Origin of the sequence: Lactobacillus sp. UBA5813 (genome assembly GCF_002417895.1) — a bacterium.
Classification (GTDB): domain Bacteria; phylum Bacillota; class Bacilli; order Lactobacillales; family Lactobacillaceae; genus Lactobacillus; species Lactobacillus amylolyticus.
The window spans coordinates 26,148-45,587 of record NZ_DICZ01000015.1; the positions used below are offsets into that span (position 1 = coordinate 26,148).

Sequence of the window (19,440 nt, forward strand, 5' to 3'; positions counted from 1 at the left end):
ATCACACTCCTTCATTAATCAGTTTAGTCAGTGCCTTATAAAAACCAGCATCGGTTAGGCCAAGAACTTTTCTCTTCTTGCCAATTGCATGCTCTAATTCTGCCGCAGAAAATAAGTCGATTATTTTCACATTGGCGTTTTTAGCTGCACGCGTAACCTTTTCAACTGAATTTTCATGCAAATCACTAGCTAAAACTATTACGTTGATTTTATTCTTTCGTAAATCAGCAATTACGGTTTCAGTTCCCAAAACTATTTTTCCGGCACGCATTGCTAATCCTAAAAGATTTAAAGCTTTTTCTTTATTTTGCAAAATTATTTATCACCAAATAATTCTTTTCTTGCCTTTTGGTGGTCAACATAAGAATAAAGCTCATCGTAGAATTCAGCTGGTACCTTTGTACCAAGACTGCGTTCTAGAACGCCCTTTTCTTTAGCTGCTTCAATTTTTTCTGGGTCAAGTGAAACATATGCACCACGACCTGGCTTTTTACCAGTTGGATCGACAGAAATATTTTTTTCTTTATCAATAACAACGCGGACTAATTCCTTTTTAGGCTGCATTGTGTTTGTCAGCAGATCCTTCCGCATTGGAATTTTTCTTTTTTTCAAAAAATCACCAATCCTTATTCTTCATTATCGTATGTGTCGTCAGCAGCATCTTCTGCTTCATCACTTATTGCTTATTCAGCAGAATCTGAACTTGCTTCTTCATTCTTAGCTGCAGTATTATTGGCATCATCGTTATCGTTTGTATCAGAATTTTCATCTTTGTCTTCGTCAACAAATTCAACTTCTGATTCAGGACGAATATTGATCTTGTAGCCAGTTAAGCGAGCTGCTAAACGAACGTTTTGGCCCTTCTTACCGATTGCCAATGACAATTGATAGTCAGGAACAATAACCAAAGCACTCTTTTCTTCATCATCATCACCAAATTGAACCGCAATAACCTCTGCTGGGTTCAAGGCATTAGCAATGTAATCTGATGGATCATCTTCATACTTAACAATGTCGATGTTTTCACCGCCAAGTTCGTTAACAACGTTTTGAACACGGGCACCACGTTGACCAACACAAGTACCAACGGGATCAATGTTAGGATCACTTGATTTAACAGCAATCTTAGTTCTGTCTCCAGCTTCACGCGCAATTGAAACAATTTCAACAGTTCCATCATAAATTTCTGGAACTTCTTGTTCAAATAAACGCTTTACCATGTCAGGAGCAGTTCTTGAAACAACGATTTGAGCGCCTTTAGAATCAGAACCTACACGAGTTACAAGCACTCTAATCTTGTCTTGTGGGTTGTAGGTTTCATTAGGCATTTGATCACGACGAGGCATAACTGCTTCAACATTGCCAATTTTGACATAAACAAAACGGTTGTCACGTCTTTCAACAGTACCAGTGATCAATTCATCTTCATATTGAGAATATTCGTCAACAACATGATTTCTTTCAGCCTCGCGAAGTCTTTGCATGATAACTTGCTTAGCGGTTTGAGCAGCAATTCTGCCAAAGTTCTTAGGCGTTACTTCAAAGCGAATTTCATCACCGACTTCATAGGCACGGTTGATAGCTAATGCATCTGATAAAGATGCTTCAAGTCGATCATCTTGAAGTTGATCATCATCGACAACAGTTTTAACTGCCATAACTTTGAAGTTGCCCTTTCTTTCGTCAAAATCAACTTCAACGTTTTGTGCTTGATTGTAATTCTTTTTATATGCAGCTACCAAAGCGGCCTTGATAGCATCAACAATAACTTCTTGCTTGATACCTTTCTTTTCTTCAAGTGTGGCAAACGCTTCTAGCATTTCTTTAGACATAAGTTTTAATCAGCCTTTCTAGAATTCAATTGCAAAACGGATATTTGCAATCAACTTACGGGGAATATTTAAATTTTTTCTTCTGGTTTTAATTTTAATTTCCAGCTCGATTTCCTCATCACTGTGGGATTTGAGCGTACCTTCGTAAATCTTCTTTCCGTCAATCTTTTGGTAAAGACCAACGTGAACATATTTACCCTTCGCTTTAGCCCAGTCTTTCGCAGACTTGATTGGACGTTCAGCGCCAGGTGAGGACAGTTCCAAAACATAAGGATCAGGAAGCGGATCTGGATCCAAGCTGTCAAGCTTTTCAGAAACCAGTTCACTTAGATCAGCAATTTCGTTGATATCGATGCCACCTGGCTGATCTTTATCAACATAAATTCTGAGGTAATTCTGACCCTTTTCTTTCACATATTCAATATCAACGAACTCATCACCACGTTGATCAATGATAGGTTCAATTTCTGAACGAATAAGATCTATAATCTTAGACAAAAACTTTCCTCCGTAATAAAAAGAGTGAGCATTAATGCTCACTCGAATTTGCATATCCGAACTTCAATTATAAGTATACCATGTTTAGCGACTTTTTTCAAAATGAAAAGCTATTAGAACAAGGACAATTGGTTCTGATCTGGCATCCCTTCCAAAACGCCATTGTCTTCAAAGTAATCCATAATCGTCTGAGAAACCTTGCCTCGTTTAGCTAAATCTTCTTTTGATAAGAATTTTTGTTCAGCACGAGCTGCTACGATTTGCTTAGCTGCGTTATCCCCTAAGCCAGGTACCGCGTTGAATGGTGCCAAAATAGTATGCTTGTCAAGAATCTTGAAGTTCATGGCCTCTGATTTATCAATGTCAACCATCTTAATCTTGATTCCGCGTTCCAAACATTCATTAGCAATTTCGAGAACAGTTAACAGACTCTTATCTTTTGCAGAAGCATCCATCCCCTTATCTTGAATTGTCTTCATTGCGGCTTTAACCGTATTTTTACCATGACTCATTGCTACTAAGTCAAATAGGTCTGCTCTAACTGAGAAGTAGGCCGTGTAGTAAATTTCTGGATAGTAAACCTTAAACCAGGCAATCCGCAAGGCCATTAAAATATAAGCAGTTGCGTGCGCCTTTGGGAACATGTACTTGATCTTTAAGCAAGAAGGAATGTACCAGTCAGGAATATTCTTGTTTTTCATAAGAACAGCCATATTCTCATCGCTAATTCCTTTACCGTGACGAACAGACTCCATAGTTGAAAAGGCTACTTCTGGTTTTACACCCCAGTGAATCAAGTCCATCATAATGTTGTCACGACAACCAATAACATGTTTCAGCTTGCAAGTGCCATTGTTAATCAAATCTTCGGCATTGCCCAGCCATACGTCAGTCCCGTGAGACAAACCTGAAATCTGCAACAATTCCGCAAAAGTAGTTGGCTTGGTTTCTTCAAGCATCCCTCTTACAAATCGCGTCCCGAATTCCGGAATACCTAAAGTACCGGTTTGCGATTGGATCTGCTCTGGAGTAACACCCAAAATCTTAGGACTAGAGAACAATGACATAACTCCAGGATCATCTGGCGGAATAGTCAATGGATCAATTCCGGACAAATCCTGCAGCATTCTGATCATGGTTGGGTCATCATGGCCCAGAATATCGAATTTCAAAATATTATCGTGAATTGAGTGGAAGTCGAAGTGGGTTGTCAGCCAAGCTGCATTTACATCATCAGCCGGATACTGCACTGGCGTGAAGTCATAAATATCCATGTTATTTGGAACAACAACGATTCCGGCTGGGTGCTGACCTGTTGTCCGCTTAACTCCAGAAACGCCAGTTGCCAGACGATCAAGTTCAGCATTTCTCAGCTTCAAATCGTGTTCTTCTTCAAAGTGCTTGGCGTAGCCGTATGCAGTTTTATCAGCAACCGTAGCGATCGTTCCAGCTCTGTAAGAATTGTCAGGGCCAAACATTACTCGAATAAAGTTATGGGCAACTGGTTGATAGTCACCAGAGAAGTTTAAATCGATATCTGGTACTTTATCACCGTGGAAGCCTAAGAATGTGGCAAATGGAATATCTTGTCCGTCCTTAACAAGTGGAGTACCACACTTAGGACAATTTTTATCCGGCAAGTCAAAACCAGAACCATATTCCCCATTAGTATAGAAGTGTGAATACTTGCATTTAGGACAGCGATAGTGCGGAGCCAAAGGATTAACTTCCGTAATTCCTGACATTGTCGCAACCAGACTTGAACCAACGGAACCACGGGAACCTACCAAGTATCCATCCTTATTTGATTTGGCTACCAAACGCTGTGAAATTAAGTAAATAACCGCGTATCCGTTTGAAATAATGGAATTAAGTTCCAGATCGATTCGGTCCTTAACAATTTTAGGCAGCGGTTTGCCATAAAGCTCATAAGCCTTATTGTAGGTCAAATCCTTCATTTTCTGGTCGGCATTATCAATATGAGGTGGATACAGGCCATCCTTGATTGGCGCAATTTCTTCTAATTCATCTGCAATCTTGTTGGTGTTGTCAATAACAATTTCTTTAGCCGCATCTTCACCCAAAAACGCAAAGGCATCTAGCATTTCCTGCGTCGAGTAAAAATGCAAATCAGGCTGCGGTTTATTACGGTTTGGATTGCTTCGCTGCGCTGAAATTAAAATGGTTCGATAGATTTTTTCATGCGGATCAACATAATGGGCATCACTATCCGCAACAACCGGTTTCTTTAGTTCCTTGCCCAACTTATAAATATTAGTCAGAATTTCTTCTAATTCGTCTTCGTCTTTAATTAAACCGCCAGCAATCAATTGCGAATAAGTTGCCGGTGGCTGTAATTCAAGATAATCATAGAACTTGGCCTTTTCACGAGCGGTATCATAGCCCTTTTGCATCATCGCAATAAAGACATCGCCGCGCCAGCAGCCTGAACCATATAGCAGACCCTCATGGTATTTGCGCAAAGCAGATTTAGGCGTCCGAGGCTCACGGTAAAAGTCCTTCGTGCTGGCAATTGAAACCAGTTTATACATATTCTTCAATCCAGCTTGATCCTTTGCCAAAATTGTCATATGCATAGGCCGAGCACGCTTGAAGGTTTCACCATGCTTGGCAAAATCATTCAGCTTGCCTAAATTATCTTCACCGAATTTTTTCTTGAAAGCATCGAGCAACTTGTACATTAAATAGCCCGTAGCTTCGGCATCTTGGTTGGCACGGTGGTGGTGTTCCAAAACGACATCATACTTTTTAACCAATGAATCCAATGTATGCCGCGTTTGTTCTGGGTGTAAAAGACGGGAAACTTCAAGAGTATCAACTACTGGTTGCTTGATTTCTTCAAGACCGGCTCTTCTTAAGGCAGCATTAATAAAGCCTACGTCAAATTGAACATTATGCCCGCAAAGCGGCATATCGCCATAAAAGTCCTTAAACTGCTTAATAACTACATCTTCATCATCAGCTGCACCGACCACTTCATCAGTGATTGATGTCAAATTAATGGTTTGATCACTTAAAGGATGGTGGGGATTGATAAATTTATCAAAACGCTCGAGCACTTCGCCATTCTTCATTTTAACGGCACCGATTTCGATGATTGTATCGTAAACAGAAGAAAGGCCTGTAGTTTCGACATCGAAGATGACAAATTCACGATCTTCGTAAGTCATATCGGCAGGATTTAATACAAGAAGCGCATGGTCATCGATCATATTCGCTTCGACACCATACAAAATCTTGATTTTTTCACTAGCACCAGTGTGATAAGCTTCTGGGAAGGATTGTACGTCACCATGATCAGTGATAGCGATCGCCTTTTGCCCAAACTTCTTAGCCGTTTTAATAAAATCAGTTGGCGTGCTGGTTGCGTCCAGTTGGCTCATATTCGTATGCAAGTGTAATTCAACCCGCTTTTGATCGCCCTCGTATTTTTCAGTACGACCAACGTGTTCGACGGTCTCAAAATTGTAGATATTGAAAACAACATCGTGTTCCCACTGATCATCTGCAGCTGATCCCTGCATCTTTGCCCAGGTTCCTGGTTTAATTGCTGATAAGCTTTCAATCTCTTCCTTTTGAGAAGCAAACTTCTTAAACATGATTGAATCAGTATAATCGGTAATTTCACCAGTAAAGACAACTGAACCTGACTTTAATTCACGGGCCTCAACATTGAAAATTTTACCTTCGATAACAACATTTCTTGTACCATCTTCAACTTCTTTGATTTGGGTGATTTCAGCATCTGCAGCAATCTTTTTATTGCCGTAGCTTCTACGCTTAGTCGCGTATTGTTTTGGTTGAGGCTTAGGCTTTTCAGGAGTTTCATCATATTGCTTCTGCATGCTCTTTTCATGCTCTTGTTGCAATTTTTGCAAGCTTTGCAAGTTGTTCTCTGAGTTTTTTTCATCAACCTCGGTTACAAACTTCAAGTTGAAAAAGCCATAATTTCTCAATTCTTCGGCTAAATCATCCAGAGCCTGCTGCTCAATTAAGCCGTCGATCACGTTATTATCAAGCGGAATAATCCAGCGACCATCAGCCTTTCTTGGCTTTTGAGAAGCTAAAAATTCACGCGCAACTTGCTTGAGCACATTTGAATTACGAACCGCATAATGCCAATAGTCGGGCAAATATTGGTCAGAACCATCTTCAGTTCTAACAAATAATCTTACATTTACAAAATCATTAAAGCTTGCTGTAACAGCTTTATTTAAGGCATCATATGTTTCAAACTTTAATGGCGTATCAAAAAGAACGTGGATATCCCACTTATGTTCTTTAGCGTATACATCCACGTTCTCAATCTTTCCCTTTTGCAGAAGATCATTGTCTTCAAACTTATCAGGAAATTTGATTTGCTTTAAAAGTTTTAAGAATAAATCGTTTTTATCAACCACGAAAAATTATCCTAACTCTTTAGTTAAATAGTCATTTAATTGATCTACTGAAATTTCAGTAGCTTTGTCATCGTTTGGACGTTTTACTTCAACGATACCATCAGCAGCCTGACGACCAATTGTGATTCTCACTGGGGCACCAACTAAATCAGCATCGTTAAATTTAACGCCTGGACGTTCCTTACGATCGTCATACAACACATCATACTTAGCTGAAAGTTCTTTTTCAAGTTTTTCAGCTAACTGAGTTTGCTCATCATTATTCATCTTCATTTGAATCAAGTGAATGCTGAATGGAGCAATTTCCTTAGGCCATGCAATACCACCATGGTTAGTTAAGTGTTGTTCAACTACAGCTGAAAGCATTCTAGTTACACCGATTCCGTATGAACCCATGATAACTGGCTTGGCTTTACCATTGTTGTCTAAGAAATCTGCACCCATAGTTGTAGTGTAGTAAGTACCCAACTTGAAAATATGTCCTACTTCAATTGAAGTAGTGAACTTAAGTGGTTCATGATCAACTGGATCTGGTTCGCCTTCATTTGCAGTTCTAATGTCAGCAAATTCATCAACCTTAAAGTCGCGATCCAAGTTTGCATTTTCAAATTGATAATCAGTTTCGCCAGCACCAACAACAACGTTGTACAAGTTCTTAACTGTATCATCTGCAACGATCTTGTCAGCCCAATCTGCATTGACCGGTCCAACGCCACCCTTTTCACTACCAGTAATTTCTTTCAACTCACTGGCAGTAGCTTCGCGCATTTCGTCAGCATCAAGCAAATGTCCCAATTTTACTTCATTGATTTGCTTATCGCCACGAATCAAGACTAAAACTTTTTGATCATCTGCGATATAAAGGATGCCTTTAACGATTCTAGTCTTTGGCACATCAAGAAACTTAGCAAGCTTTTCAATTGTGTCGCATCCTGGAGTTGAAACCTTGGTTAATTCTTTTGCATCTTCAGGATCTTGCTTGAAAGTATCGATACTCTTAGCCATTTCAAGGTTAGCAGCATACGTACCACTTTCATTAGTAGCAATCGTATCTTCACCAATAGCAGCTGGAGCTTGGAATTCAGTTGAGTTCTTACCACCCATTGTTCCTGAATCAGCAATTACGGGGTGAACAGTTACACCACAACGACGATAGACATTTTCGAATGCTCTCTTTTCGTCGTCAAATTGCTCATCAAGTTGTTCACGAGTTGCAGCAAAACTGTATGCATCAAGCATCACAAATTCTCTACCACGAAGAAGGCCAAAACGAGGACGGTTTTCATCACGGAACTTAGTTTGAATTTGGTAAAGAGCAATTGGCATTTGCTTGTAACTCTTTAAATTCTTAGCAATAATTTCAGTGAAAGTTTCTTCATGAGTTGGTCCCAGCAAACTTTCACGGCCGTGACGGTCCTTGAGCTTAAACATTTCTGCACCGTATTTCTTATAACGACCAGATTCTTGCCATAAAGTTGCTGGCAAAAAGTGAGGCATCATCATTTCAGGCACATTAATCTTTTCCATTTCGTCTTCCATAATATTTTCTGCTTTACGCAAAACACGGAAGCCTAATGGCAAGTATGAATATACACCGGCTGTAACCTGACGAATATATCCACCTCTAAGCATTAACTTGTGACTTTCAGCTACAGCATCTGCTGGAGCTTCCTTCAAAGTTGGCATGAAGAATTTTGATTGACGCATTCTTATCTCCTAAGTAAATTCTAAATTTTCAATTATTTTATGAAGTAACGGTAAATATCATTACCAGTTACTGCAATGATCAGTAGTAACAATAAACCAAAACCAATTAATTCGACAACAGCTTCATGTTCTTCTGAAATTGACTTGCCACGAACTAATTCAATTAAGTTAAGCAAAACTTTTCCACCATCAAGACCAGGAATTGGAATTAAGTTAACGATCCCCAAGTTAATTGAAATCATTCCTAAAAAGGCCAAAACGTAAGTAAAGCCCATTTGTGAAACTTGTGAAGTCTCAGAATAAATTCCTACAGGACCAGATAATTTATTCAAACTGAAGTGTTGGAAGAGGTTGCCAACGGCTTGAAAGATTAGTCCGGTTGTTGATACTGCAGTATTCCAACCCCGTGATACTTTAGCAGTAAAGCTTTCATCGCTTTTTGCTTCAATTCCGATCTGATAAACCTTTTGTTTTTGGACGGTTTTTGTTTCTGGTTTAACTTTTAACGTTTCTACTTTACCATTTTTTTCTATTTTAATGGCTAAAGTTTGACCCTTGCTTTCGCTAATCGCTTGAGATACATCAGCAAAGCTGTTCATCTTTTGATTATTAATAGCAAGAATCTTATCACCAGCTTGAATTTTTGCAATGCGAGCTGGTGAATTGGCAGTAGTTTTTGCTACCGTCGTAGTTGCTGGTCCTGGAATTGTAAAAGTCCAAATTAAAAATACAACAAAGCCAAGTAAAATATTCATTGAAGGACCAGCAATATTAGTAGCTAATTTTTGCCAAACATTAGCTTGCCCAAATTGCGTATCGCGCGGTGCGATTACCAATTCAGTCTTATTTTTGTCAATAATAGTAGCATCATGATTAACATGATAAGTTACTGTCTTATCTTCGTCACCATTTTCGTAACCACTGATTTCGAGCGCATCAACTAAATCAGCTTTAGTTACTTGAACTGGGATCCCTTCAATTGGCAGTTCCGATTCTGAGGCATCAATCCTAACAACTTCATTTTGATCATTCAGTTTCAGAACAACAGTCATACCTGGATCAAGTTTGCTTTCGTCATCAGAATTTGCCAAGCGTACATAACCGCCAAGAGGCAACCAACGTATAGTATATGTAGTTGGATTTTTTCTTATTTGAAAGAGTTTTGGTCCCATTCCGATTGCAAATTCTCTAACCAGAATTCCGCTCTTCTTGGCAACGATAAAATGCCCGAATTCATGAACGAATACGAGCAAACCAAAGACTACTATAAAGATTAGTATACCTTTCAATAGCTATCTCCTAGTGTACAATACCTAATACAGCAGCCATAACTGGTAAAACAAAAAGCATGCTATCGAATCTGTCTAAGATACCGCCATGTCCAGGCAAAATCTTGCCTGAATCTTTTACACCATAAAAACGTTTATAGGCTGATTCAACCAGATCACCCATTTGACCAACAATTGAAAGAATAAAGGCTAAACCAATCATTGATAATTCAGGTTGACCAACATTTACAAGTGCAACATAAATGGCAGAACAAATCAAAGTACAAATAGCTGCCCCAATAGAACCTTCCCAAGTCTTATTAGGACTAATAACAGGCCATAACTTATGTTTACCAATCTTGCGGCCAATCATGTAGGCACCAATATCAGTACTCCAAACGACTACAAAGACGTAGCATAGCAATGCCAAACCATTTGTATCGCTTCTAATCGCTGCCATGTAATGGAAGCCTGTTCCGATATAGAGTGACGCAATCGTGTAGACACCTACATCATCAAAAGTAGTTTTGTTCTTTGACAAAACCGTCCAGACAAGCATTAACATGATTAAAGCAAAATAAACACCAAATTTTGACCAATGGAATGGCATTCCTTTAAAGAATGCATCAGGTACGGTCCAAGTTAGTGTTGCCAATAATGCCAATACAAAATCAATTGACACTAAAATTTGCTTCTTCATCAAGAAGATTTCACTGATACCTACAGTTGCAAAAATTACAGTTAACCAGTCCATCCATAATCCGCCAAGGATTACGATTGGAATAAATAAAATTAAGGCGACTACCGCCGTGATTGTACGTTGTTTCATTTTTAACTATCCGATTCATCCACTTTACCAAAGCGCCGATTACGCGTTTGGTAATTCTCTACAAACATTTTTAAATCATCTTCATTAAAGTCAGGCCATGCTTTCGGACTAAAAGCAAGTTCAGAATAAGCAATCTGCCAAAGCAAAAAGTTTGAAATTCTTTGCTCACCTGATGTTCTAATAAGCAGGTCTGGATCACTGTAAGGACCAAACCGAGCGGTCATCAAGTGCTTAGAAATCAGATCTTCCGTAATATCTTCACTTGATAGAGCACCAGCCTCAATTAATCCGCCCAACTCCTTCATTGCTGAAGTAATTTCACGTCTAGAGCCGTAATTAAAGGCAAAATTCAAAACAAGGCCAGTATTATTGGCTGTCTCAGCCATTGATCTTTGAACGATGTCGTATGTCTTCGGCGGCAATTCATCTAAATAGCCCATAATGTTGACTTTAACGTTGTTTTCCATCAAAGTTGGCATGTATTTATCGAAAAAGCGGACTGGCAAATTCATCAAATAAGCCACTTCTTCTTTGGGACGAGCCCAGTTTTCCGTTGAAAAAGCATACAGAGTTAAAACTTTAATACCTAGCTTATCAGCAGCTAAAGTAATTCGTTCAACATTGTCCATACCCTCACGGTGACCAAAGACTCTTGGCTGATGACGCTTTTTAGCCCAGCGGCCGTTACCATCCATAATAATGGCAAGATGATTCAACTGATTTTTCTTTTTACTCATTGATTAGCCTTGAGTAATTTCCTTACGCTTATCATCAGCAATTTTATCAATTTCTTTAGTGGAATCGTCAGTTACTTTTTGAACTTCTTTTTCAAGATTGCGTTGTTCATCTTCAGTGATTTCGTCATTTTTTAATTGACGCTTCAATGAATTCATGACATCACGACGAACATTTCTAACCGCAATTTTAGCTTCTTCAGCTTCCTTGCCAACTTCTTTGGCAATTTCTTGTCTTCTCTCACCAGTAAGTTGTGGAATGACCAAACGGATTACTTTACCGTCATTTGCTGGGTTTAAGCCAAGATTTGAAGCAAGCAAAGCATGTTCAATATCGTCTAGACTATTAATATCGTATGGCGTAATTAAAAGAACACGTGGTTCTGGAATACTTACACTGGATATTTGATTTAATGGTGTTGGTGCACCATAATATTCAACTTGAATACCATCTAAAATACTTGCGTTTGCAACACCTGCACGGATTGAAGCCAAGTTTTTGCGGAAAACCTTAATTGACTTTTCCATGTTTTCTTTTGCTTTTTGAATTGTTTCGTTATTCATTATTTCTTACCACCTTCAATAACGGTACCAATGTTTTCACCTAAGACAACCTTCTTAATATTGCCTGGTGTGTTTACATTGAAGACTACTAATGGGATATCGGTATCCATTGACAATGAACTTGCAGTTCTATCCATAACCTTTAAGTTCTTTGCGATTACATCAAGTTGTGTAAGTTCTGAATACTTCTTGGCTTTAGGATCAAGTTTTGGATCGGCAGTGTAAACACCGTCAACGCCATTTTTGGCCATTAAGATAACATCTGCACCAATTTCAGCAGCACGCAGAGCGGCAGTAGTATCAGTTGAGAAGTATGGGTTACCTGTACCACCACCAAAGATAACTACTCTGCCTTTTTCAAGGTGACGCATAGCCCTTCTTCTGATGTAAGGCTCAGCAATTTGTCTCATTTCGATTGAAGTTTGCAATCTAGTAGGGACACCAACATGTTCCAAACCATCTTGCAATGCCAAACCATTCATAATAGTTGCAAGCATACCCATGTAGTCCGCCTGTGCTCTTTCCATACCTAATTTGGCACCAGTTTCACCACGCCACATGTTACCGCCACCACAGACGATACCAATTTCAACGCCTAAATCGTGAACTGATTTGATTTCCTTTGCCAAATGGGCAATAACAGTAGGATTAATACCTGTACCTTCGTCTCCAGCTAAAGCTTCGCCAGAAATTTTTAAAATGATGCGTTTATATTTTACTTGACTCATATTAACCTCCTATAATAGCTCTAATTATTCTACCATATATAATGTACGATTGTAGAGTATGTGAAGCCTACAAAAATTAATTTTAGGAATTTTTTGCAAAAAAAAAGGGAGGACATCGTCCTCCCTTTTGTATTTTATTACCTCATTTGTTTGCGAACTTCTTCAGCAAAGTCTTCTTGTTTCTTTTCGATACCTTCGCCGACTTCGTAACGAGTAAAGGCAACTAACTTAGCACCCTTATCCTTCAAGAATTCGCCAACAGTCTTGCTGTCGTCCATGATGTAATCTTGTGACAAAACTGCGAATTGCTTATCAACTTGAGTATTGTCATCAATAAAGCGTTGCATCTTACCAGGAATGATTTTGTCCCAAATCTTTTCTGGCTTGCCTTCTTCTTTAAGTTCAGCCTTGATGTCTTCCTTAGCCTTAGCTAAAACATCATCAGTTAATTGCTTTTCTGAACCATAAACAAGATGTGGCAATGGCTTCTTATGAACTAAAGCACGACTTTCATTGTCTTGATCAATCTTGTGGTTCATCAAGGCTAATTGTTCAGTAATGAAATCATCATCTAATTCATCTGGTGAAATAACCTTAGGATTCATAGCAGCGATGTGCATAGCCAAGTGCTTAGCAGTAGCAGCATCTGCGCCTTCCAAAACAGTGATAACACCGATTTGGCCACCGTTGTGTTGGTAAGTACCAAATTCTTGGTCATCATTCTTTTCTTCTAAGACAAAACGACGTAAAACAATCTTTTCACCAATAGTAGCAGTAGCATCTACAAATGTTTGTGACAAAGTCTTGCCATCAGCCATCTTTAAGTTATAAGCTTCTTCAACATTTGCAGGATCACCTTCTGCAATTGTCTTAGTAACATTTTTTACCAAGTTAACAAACTTAGCGTTTTGAGAAACGAAGTCAGTTTCTGAGTTAATTTCGGTCAAAGCTGCTACATTGCCAGTAACATAAACACCAGTCAAGCCTTCGGCAGCAACACGGTCAGCCTTCTTTTCAGCCTTAGCCATGCCCTTGTCGTGAAGGTATTCAATTGCCTTGTCCATGTCACCGTCAACTTCTACCAATGCTTTCTTGGCGTCCATAACGCCGGCACCGGTACGTTCACGTAATTCTTTAACTTGCTTTGCAGTAATTTGTGCCATTGAAAAGTCCTCCTAAATAGAACTAATAACAGTAAAAACTAGTCTTCTTTGTGTTCTTCAGCACCAACGACTTCGTCTTTACCGGTAGCGTCTTCCTTGAAGTCTACTTCAACGGAGTCCTTGTCGTCGTCTTGGCCTTGTTGACCTTCAACAATAGCATCTGCCATTGCACTGGCGATCAAACGGATAGCACGAATAGCGTCGTCATTTGATGGAATGATTACATCAATTGGAGTTGGGTCAGTGTTGGTGTCAACCATAGCTACTACTGGGATACCCAAAATGTTAGCTTCGTGAACAGCGATCTTTTCCTTCTTAGGATCTACTACGAACAATACATCTGGGATTCTTGGCATATCTTCGATACCACCCAAGAATCTTTCAAGCTTGTTCATTTCCTTAGTCAAAAGTGCAGCTTCCTTCTTTGGAAGTACATCAAAGGTACCGTCTTGTGACATTTCCTTCAATTGCTTTAATCTCTTAACACGGCTTTGAATAGTAGTCCAGTTAGTTAAAGTACCACCTAACCAACGTTGGTTAACGTAGTATTGACCACAACGGGTTGCTTCTTCAGCAATTGAATCTTGAGCTTGCTTCTTAGTACCTACGAATAAGAATACGCCGCCTTTTTGAGCTACGCTCTTAACAAAGTTGTAGGCATCGTCTAACATCTTGATAGTCTTTTGCAAGTCAATGATGTAGATACCATTTCTTTGAGTGAAAATGTAAGGAGCCATCTTTGGGTTCCAACGACGAGTTTGGTGACCGAAGTGGACACCAGCTTCAAGCAATTGCTTCATTGTAACAACTGACATATTATAATTCCTCCTGTGGTTTTAATCCTCTCAAGCGTTCAATTCGATATTCGACCACTACCTATGGGCACCATAATATCGATCGCTCTTGATGTGTTTTATGCATGCCAACACAGCATACTTGAACATCATACTAAAGTTTTAGCGTCAATGCAAGGTTAATATTTAACATTATGCTCTTTTAAAAACTGTTCTTTCCAATTTCTCGTATGATGCTTAAACCAATACTCTCTTTTCAAAGCTAAACGCTTATCATCAAATTGCTCATGATAAATAATTTTAACTGGCCGGCGTGACTTTGTATACTTTGCGCCTTTGCCACTATTATGCATTTTTAGACGATGAGCCAAGTCATTGGTAAAACCACCATAAAAACTGCCATCATTGCATTTTAAAACATAAAAGAAATACTTGCCCGCATTATCATGCTTTTCGCGATCTTCTTTTGTTTCTAGCAATATTCTCTGCAAGGCTGGCTTATACTCCCCATTTTGATCATGAACTTCAATCGCATCTTTAATCACGGTTCCGTCTGTTGCCGTGTGCTTAACTGCTTCAACGATGATCAGGTTTGCATCTTCTCCGCGATGAGAGACAAAAGGCTGTACCATTTTAACACTCATATCATGCTTCATGCAGTAATAGCAGATTTCACCCAAACGCTCTGGTCTGTGCACCATGAACATCTTGCCCTTCATTTTCAGAAGGCCGCTTGCAACTTCAATAATTTGTTCCAGATTGATCAAAATCTCATGGCGGGCAATCGCCTTTTTGCGATCAGGATTAACTTCATGTCCTTTTGGTACCTTAAAATATGGCGGATTGACGGTGACAACATCATAAGAATCTTTGCGTAAAAATTTAGGCGCATTCAATACATTATCTTGGTGAACGGTAATTCTGTTTTCCATTTTATTCAGTTCAATCGAGCGAACAGCCTGTGAATATGCTTCATCCTGAATCTCGATTGCATCATATTTTGCCCGATTAAAATAGGCCATATACATCGTTGCCGCGCAATTGCCAGAACATAAGTCTGCGACTTTATACCTATCATATATTGCATTTTTAGCCCAATAAGCTAGAAAAAGCGTATCCGATGAAAAGCTAAAAGCCGTTTTATCTTGAACAATTCTTAAATTATCACTGTACATATAGTCGATGCGTTCGTTTTTGCCAAGTTTTACCATAAAAATTTTAACCTCTCGTTTTTTCTTGCTATAATAGCTTACAACAAATTGGAGGAAATTTATGTTTTATCGTTTCGTTAGACCCATTGTTCGTTTCATCGTTTGGGTATTGAATGGTCACCTGCATGTTCATCATAAAGAACGGATTCCAAGTGGCAACTACATTTTGGTTGCGCCGCACCGCACTTGGTGGGAGCCAATCATGTTCGCACTAGCAGCCAGTCCTATGGAATTTATGTTTATGGCCAAAATTGAACTGTTTAAAAACCCAGTCCTGCGTTTTATCTTAAATCACGCACATGCTTTTCCTGTAGACCGTAAACATCCCGGACCATCAGTCCTCAAAATTCCGGTTAAGGGATTAAAAGCAGGCAAACTTTCATTAATCATTTTTCCATCAGGAACAAGACATTCTTCAGAACTTAAGAGCGGTGCATTAGTAATTGCCAAGCTTTCTAAAAAGCCATTGGTACCTGTCGTCTATCAAGGTCCGCTTACTTTTAAGGGTGTGCTTAAGAGAAAACCGATGGAAATCTGCTTTGGTGATCCAATCTACATCGATCGCAAAACTAAGATGACTCATGAAAATGAAGCCAAATATGATCAGATCATGCAGGATGCTTGGAATAAGCTAGACAAAGAACAAAATCCTGATTTCCATTATGTTGCTAAATAAGGCAGCAGGCTTTTCAGCAATCAAAACAGAAGCAATAACTGCCAGCCAAATAAATGGCAAAATATGCAAAGTTAAGATGTAGTTTTTGAAGTTAAAGCCGATTTCCATCATTGAAATAACCGGCCCGAGAATGTTCACTGAAATGAGCGAAACGATCGCCATAAAAATTGCTTTCTCAGTTAAATTTCTTGGTAACTTCATGTAAAACTCCATTAAAAAAATTCCTCCTTAGATGCAAAAACAGCACGTCCAAATTAATGGACGTGCTGATTCACTTATACGCGCTTTTATTAAAATGTTACTAAACTGTTCTATCAAAAATTTAAAGCTAATGCCAGTCTTTTATTTTTCTGCAATCATCGCTAGGACTCTGGAACCAATTTCTAGGCCTAAATTATGCGATTGATCGCCCCAATTGCGTTCGTCATAATCATCAATCTTAGCTAAAGAGTCAGCTGTAAAAAGCAATTGGGCAAAGTCCACCTTTCTAAACTCCGCACATGCTGCTAGAGCTGAACATTCCATTTCGACTGTAGCCGCACCTAACTGCTTAAACTGAGCTACTTTCTTAGGCGTTTCTCTGAAAAAACCATCAGTAGTCCAAGTAGTAATCTCATCAAATTTAAAATTCAGCTTGTGCACACCTTTTTCAATCTTTTTAATAAAATCCAGCTGCAGATTAATTATATTGCCAGTCGCAGCATAATGGAAAGACGTGCCTTCGTCGCGAATTGCGCGAGTTGGAATAAGCAAAGTGTTTTCAGGCAAATCAACTAGTGCACCGGCATTGCCAAAAGCAAGAGCTTGCTTAACACCATATGAAATCAGCCAATCAAGCAGCTGCGTAGCAGCGGGCGCTCCTAAAGGAGCTTGACACAGGGTCAGCAGTTGACCATTAAGATTGATTTCATAAATTGACGGTTGAAAAGAAATGGTGTCAAAAGTTCCAAGTACTTTATGAGGCACTTCATCAAGAAAACGATCAATATTTTCTTTAGGAACAAAAGCATACAGCAGTCTTGAATGAAAGTGATATGGCAGTTGATCATGATCCGGTTCAAGTACCGCATGCTGATTAGCATCAAAGTCTAAAATAAAAGGTTTCTCTGACATAAGCTCACTCCTTTTTTAAAAACTATCTGCTTTTTTGACAAGCGTAATAGTTACTGCTAACAAAAGAATGGCGATAATCCATGATACTAGGCTGAAATTCCACCAGGTCAAAATAACGCCGGCAATGATAAACATGATCAGGATGTCAAAGGCTATTTTTATTCCAAAATATTTTGCTCCTAAAAGCTGTTTTAGTTCAAAAAGGCAACTATTAAACATCCCTAACGCAATGATAGCAGTAACAAAAATTGCAGTTGTCAGGCTTGTCCTGCCTTTGCAGTAAATTATCCAAATTAAAACGACAATCGCTAGGAAAAGCACTGCTTGAACCAGCGTTATTATTTTTCTTAAGGACGTTAATTCTTTTTTGGCAGCATACTGATTCAAAAAATAGTCAAAAAATTAAAATCAAAACCGGTAAAAACCAGTGTCCTCCTTGAATAGAAACCAAAGTTAACATTAAATAATTCTTTCTAGCTTTAGTTTCTATTCTACCGTATTATCACCTGAGACTGTCGCCATTTTTAGCAAACTGGCATTGCCGCTAATCTCAGCTTCTTTAGACTTTTTGCCGAAAATACGGTTATTGCCTGAAACAGTGGACAGATGACAGCGTCCTACTTGAATGTTTTTAACTAAGTTATCGCCGGAAACCGTTGACACTTCCAACTTGTCAGATACTCGGCTGTTTTCTAGTCTAAAATCGCCACTGGTTAGGCTAATTTCACCAGCTTTTGCTCTGACCTCATCAAGGTTGATATTGCCGGAAGTAACAGAAATATCGACTGTTCCCAGTTTCAAAGTTTTTCCATCCAAATTGCCGCTCATCGACTCCACTTGCAGATCATTGATTGCAAATTGTTTCATGCGCACATTTCCACTCATCATGTGCAGGTCAAACTGCTCCAATTCAGTTTCCTGGGGCAAAGTAATGGTTACCTCCCCATCATGACTGCTGTGAACTTCGGTTTTGAAAAAGCCCTTCTCCCAACGCTTAATTTCTTTATCACGGACGTCAGGTTCCTTAACGTTTATTACGCCGTCATCTTCGTCAATTTCCGGCTTTTTATATTCTGGTCCATGATATTTAATTTCAAATTTATTACCTGCTTTTACTTCCAAATTTAAGCTTTTAAAATCGACTCTTAAGGTATCAAAACTATCATTAGACAGCACTTGGTCGATAGTTTTGATATCGTCGTCATCCTTTTTAGCTTTTGTGAAAAACATAAGGCTTCACTCCTACATTCTTAAACAAATAATAGATTACTTTTATTTGACTTTAATTTTACTCCCATTATTTTAATTTTCAACACATTTTCCTTTATAATTTAAAGACAAAAAATAAACATATTTGCTACAAAATCTATTTTAAATTTTGTATTTTATCATAAGTTTTATTCTATAATGCTAAGTAAATAAAAAGAAAAGAGAGTAAAAATGGCAAATTATTACGAAAAACCATATCAAGAATCAGAGAGCAGCATCCCTACTCCCGCAGTATCACAAATCCTTAAAAATCTGTTTTTAAATCCTTTTAATTGGAGCGCACGCAGCACACGTAAAGAATTTTGGGTCAGCTATGCGGCAACTGCAATTTTAGACATTATCTTAACGATCATCGCGATCTTTACTGTCGCTCCTTTCAGCAGCTTTAACAATGGCTATTCATTTAGTTCGTCAAGTGCTTTGCTTTTCCTGATTTTGATTATTCTTTTTTTATTGGAATTTGGGTAAATTTAGGTTTGCTTGGATCTGCAGTAAGAAGATTGCATGACACTAATCATTCAGGCTGGTGACTTTGGCTTGATCTTATTCCGCTTGGTTGGCTGTTCATTTTATACTTTTTAATCTTGCCAACAGTTGAAGAACCAGTAAGATGGGGATCATATTTATATACTG

At 38.8% G+C, this 19,440-nt stretch carries 20 protein-coding genes; 2 read left to right on the top strand and 18 right to left on the bottom strand.

What is annotated here, in order from left to right; all coding sequences use genetic code 11:
* Window position 1: 1 nt before the first annotated feature.
* From B2008_RS02815 to B2008_RS02880, 14 genes are all read right to left on the bottom strand, one after another.
* Window positions 2–313 carry a L7Ae/L30e/S12e/Gadd45 family ribosomal protein gene (locus tag B2008_RS02815; RefSeq protein ID WP_281829026.1) on the bottom strand — a complete coding sequence of 104 codons (312 nt, stop codon included), beginning with the start codon at window positions 311–313 and terminating at the stop codon, window positions 2–4.
* A 2-nt stretch (window positions 314–315) separates the two neighbouring features.
* Window positions 316–612: an RNase P modulator RnpM gene (rnpM, locus tag B2008_RS02820; RefSeq protein WP_127345579.1), complete on the bottom strand. Its 297-nt coding sequence runs from the start codon at window positions 610–612 to the stop codon at window positions 316–318.
* A gap of 71 nt (window positions 613–683) precedes the next feature.
* A complete protein-coding gene (gene nusA / locus B2008_RS02825) occupies window positions 684–1,832 on the bottom strand; it encodes a transcription termination factor NusA (RefSeq protein WP_281829028.1) in 1,149 nt (382 codons plus the stop codon).
* Window positions 1,833–1,850: 18 nt separating this feature from the next.
* A complete protein-coding gene (gene rimP, locus B2008_RS02830; protein ID WP_281829030.1) occupies window positions 1,851–2,330 on the bottom strand; it encodes a ribosome maturation factor RimP in 480 nt (159 codons plus the stop codon).
* 113 nt (window positions 2,331–2,443) lie between these two features.
* Window positions 2,444–6,751 carry a PolC-type DNA polymerase III gene (locus B2008_RS02835; RefSeq protein WP_281829031.1) on the bottom strand — a complete coding sequence of 1,436 codons (4,308 nt, stop codon included), beginning with the start codon at window positions 6,749–6,751 and terminating at the stop codon, window positions 2,444–2,446.
* 6 nt (window positions 6,752–6,757) lie between these two features.
* Window positions 6,758–8,458 (bottom strand): proline--tRNA ligase, encoded by a 1,701-nt coding sequence (locus tag B2008_RS02840; RefSeq protein ID WP_281829033.1) that lies wholly within the window; start codon window positions 8,456–8,458, stop codon window positions 6,758–6,760.
* A 32-nt stretch (window positions 8,459–8,490) separates the two neighbouring features.
* Entirely contained in the window at window positions 8,491–9,747 is a 1,257-nt protein-coding gene (gene rseP / locus B2008_RS02845) for an RIP metalloprotease RseP (protein ID WP_281829035.1), read from the bottom strand.
* Between the two features lie 10 nt (window positions 9,748–9,757).
* Entirely contained in the window at window positions 9,758–10,555 is a 798-nt protein-coding gene (locus tag B2008_RS02850; protein WP_281829038.1) for a phosphatidate cytidylyltransferase, read from the bottom strand.
* 2 nt (window positions 10,556–10,557) lie between these two features.
* The gene (locus B2008_RS02855; RefSeq protein ID WP_281829040.1) at window positions 10,558–11,292 is read right to left on the bottom strand and encodes an isoprenyl transferase; all 735 of its coding nucleotides are present in this window, start codon (window positions 11,290–11,292) and stop codon (window positions 10,558–10,560) included.
* Between the two features lie 3 nt (window positions 11,293–11,295).
* Window positions 11,296–11,853 carry a ribosome recycling factor gene (frr, locus tag B2008_RS02860; RefSeq protein WP_281829042.1) on the bottom strand — a complete coding sequence of 186 codons (558 nt, stop codon included), beginning with the start codon at window positions 11,851–11,853 and terminating at the stop codon, window positions 11,296–11,298.
* Window positions 11,853–12,581 carry a UMP kinase gene (gene pyrH, locus B2008_RS02865; protein ID WP_281829044.1) on the bottom strand — a complete coding sequence of 243 codons (729 nt, stop codon included), beginning with the start codon at window positions 12,579–12,581 and terminating at the stop codon, window positions 11,853–11,855. The genes frr and pyrH overlap by 1 nt, the downstream gene beginning before the upstream one ends.
* Window positions 12,582–12,718: 137 nt before the next feature.
* Complete coding sequence (gene tsf, locus B2008_RS02870; RefSeq protein WP_281829046.1) at window positions 12,719–13,744, bottom strand: translation elongation factor Ts; 1,026 nt, start codon at window positions 13,742–13,744, stop codon at window positions 12,719–12,721.
* A 38-nt stretch (window positions 13,745–13,782) separates the two neighbouring features.
* Window positions 13,783–14,559: a 30S ribosomal protein S2 gene (gene rpsB, locus B2008_RS02875; RefSeq protein WP_281829047.1), complete on the bottom strand. Its 777-nt coding sequence runs from the start codon at window positions 14,557–14,559 to the stop codon at window positions 13,783–13,785.
* Window positions 14,560–14,717: 158 nt separating this feature from the next.
* Window positions 14,718–15,749 carry a GIY-YIG nuclease family protein gene (locus B2008_RS02880; RefSeq protein ID WP_281829048.1) on the bottom strand — a complete coding sequence of 344 codons (1,032 nt, stop codon included), beginning with the start codon at window positions 15,747–15,749 and terminating at the stop codon, window positions 14,718–14,720.
* 61 nt (window positions 15,750–15,810) lie between these two features.
* Here B2008_RS02880 and B2008_RS02885 point away from each other — a divergent pair, with 61 nt between their 5' ends.
* On the top strand, window positions 15,811–16,425 hold the full coding sequence (locus tag B2008_RS02885; protein ID WP_281829049.1) for a lysophospholipid acyltransferase family protein: 615 nt from the start codon (window positions 15,811–15,813) through the stop codon (window positions 16,423–16,425).
* On the opposite strand, the gene B2008_RS02890 is transcribed toward B2008_RS02885, so the two are convergent.
* The 4 genes from B2008_RS02890 to B2008_RS02905 form a co-directional block, all read right to left on the bottom strand.
* The gene (locus B2008_RS02890) at window positions 16,381–16,626 is read right to left on the bottom strand and encodes a hypothetical protein (RefSeq protein ID WP_281829051.1); all 246 of its coding nucleotides are present in this window, start codon (window positions 16,624–16,626) and stop codon (window positions 16,381–16,383) included. The genes B2008_RS02885 and B2008_RS02890 overlap by 45 nt on opposite strands.
* 141 nt (window positions 16,627–16,767) lie before the next feature.
* The gene (locus tag B2008_RS02895; RefSeq protein WP_281829053.1) at window positions 16,768–17,538 is read right to left on the bottom strand and encodes a nucleoside phosphorylase; all 771 of its coding nucleotides are present in this window, start codon (window positions 17,536–17,538) and stop codon (window positions 16,768–16,770) included.
* Window positions 17,539–17,553: 15 nt separating this feature from the next.
* Window positions 17,554–17,925, bottom strand: coding sequence for a hypothetical protein (locus B2008_RS02900; RefSeq protein ID WP_281829054.1), 372 nt, complete (start codon window positions 17,923–17,925; stop codon window positions 17,554–17,556).
* A gap of 99 nt (window positions 17,926–18,024) precedes the next feature.
* Window positions 18,025–18,768 carry a DUF4097 family beta strand repeat-containing protein gene (locus B2008_RS02905; protein ID WP_281829056.1) on the bottom strand — a complete coding sequence of 248 codons (744 nt, stop codon included), beginning with the start codon at window positions 18,766–18,768 and terminating at the stop codon, window positions 18,025–18,027.
* Between the two features lie 210 nt (window positions 18,769–18,978).
* Here B2008_RS02905 and B2008_RS02910 point away from each other — a divergent pair, with 210 nt between their 5' ends.
* Window positions 18,979–19,275: a hypothetical protein gene (locus tag B2008_RS02910; protein ID WP_281829057.1), complete on the top strand. Its 297-nt coding sequence runs from the start codon at window positions 18,979–18,981 to the stop codon at window positions 19,273–19,275.
* Window positions 19,276–19,440: the final 165 nt, after the last annotated feature.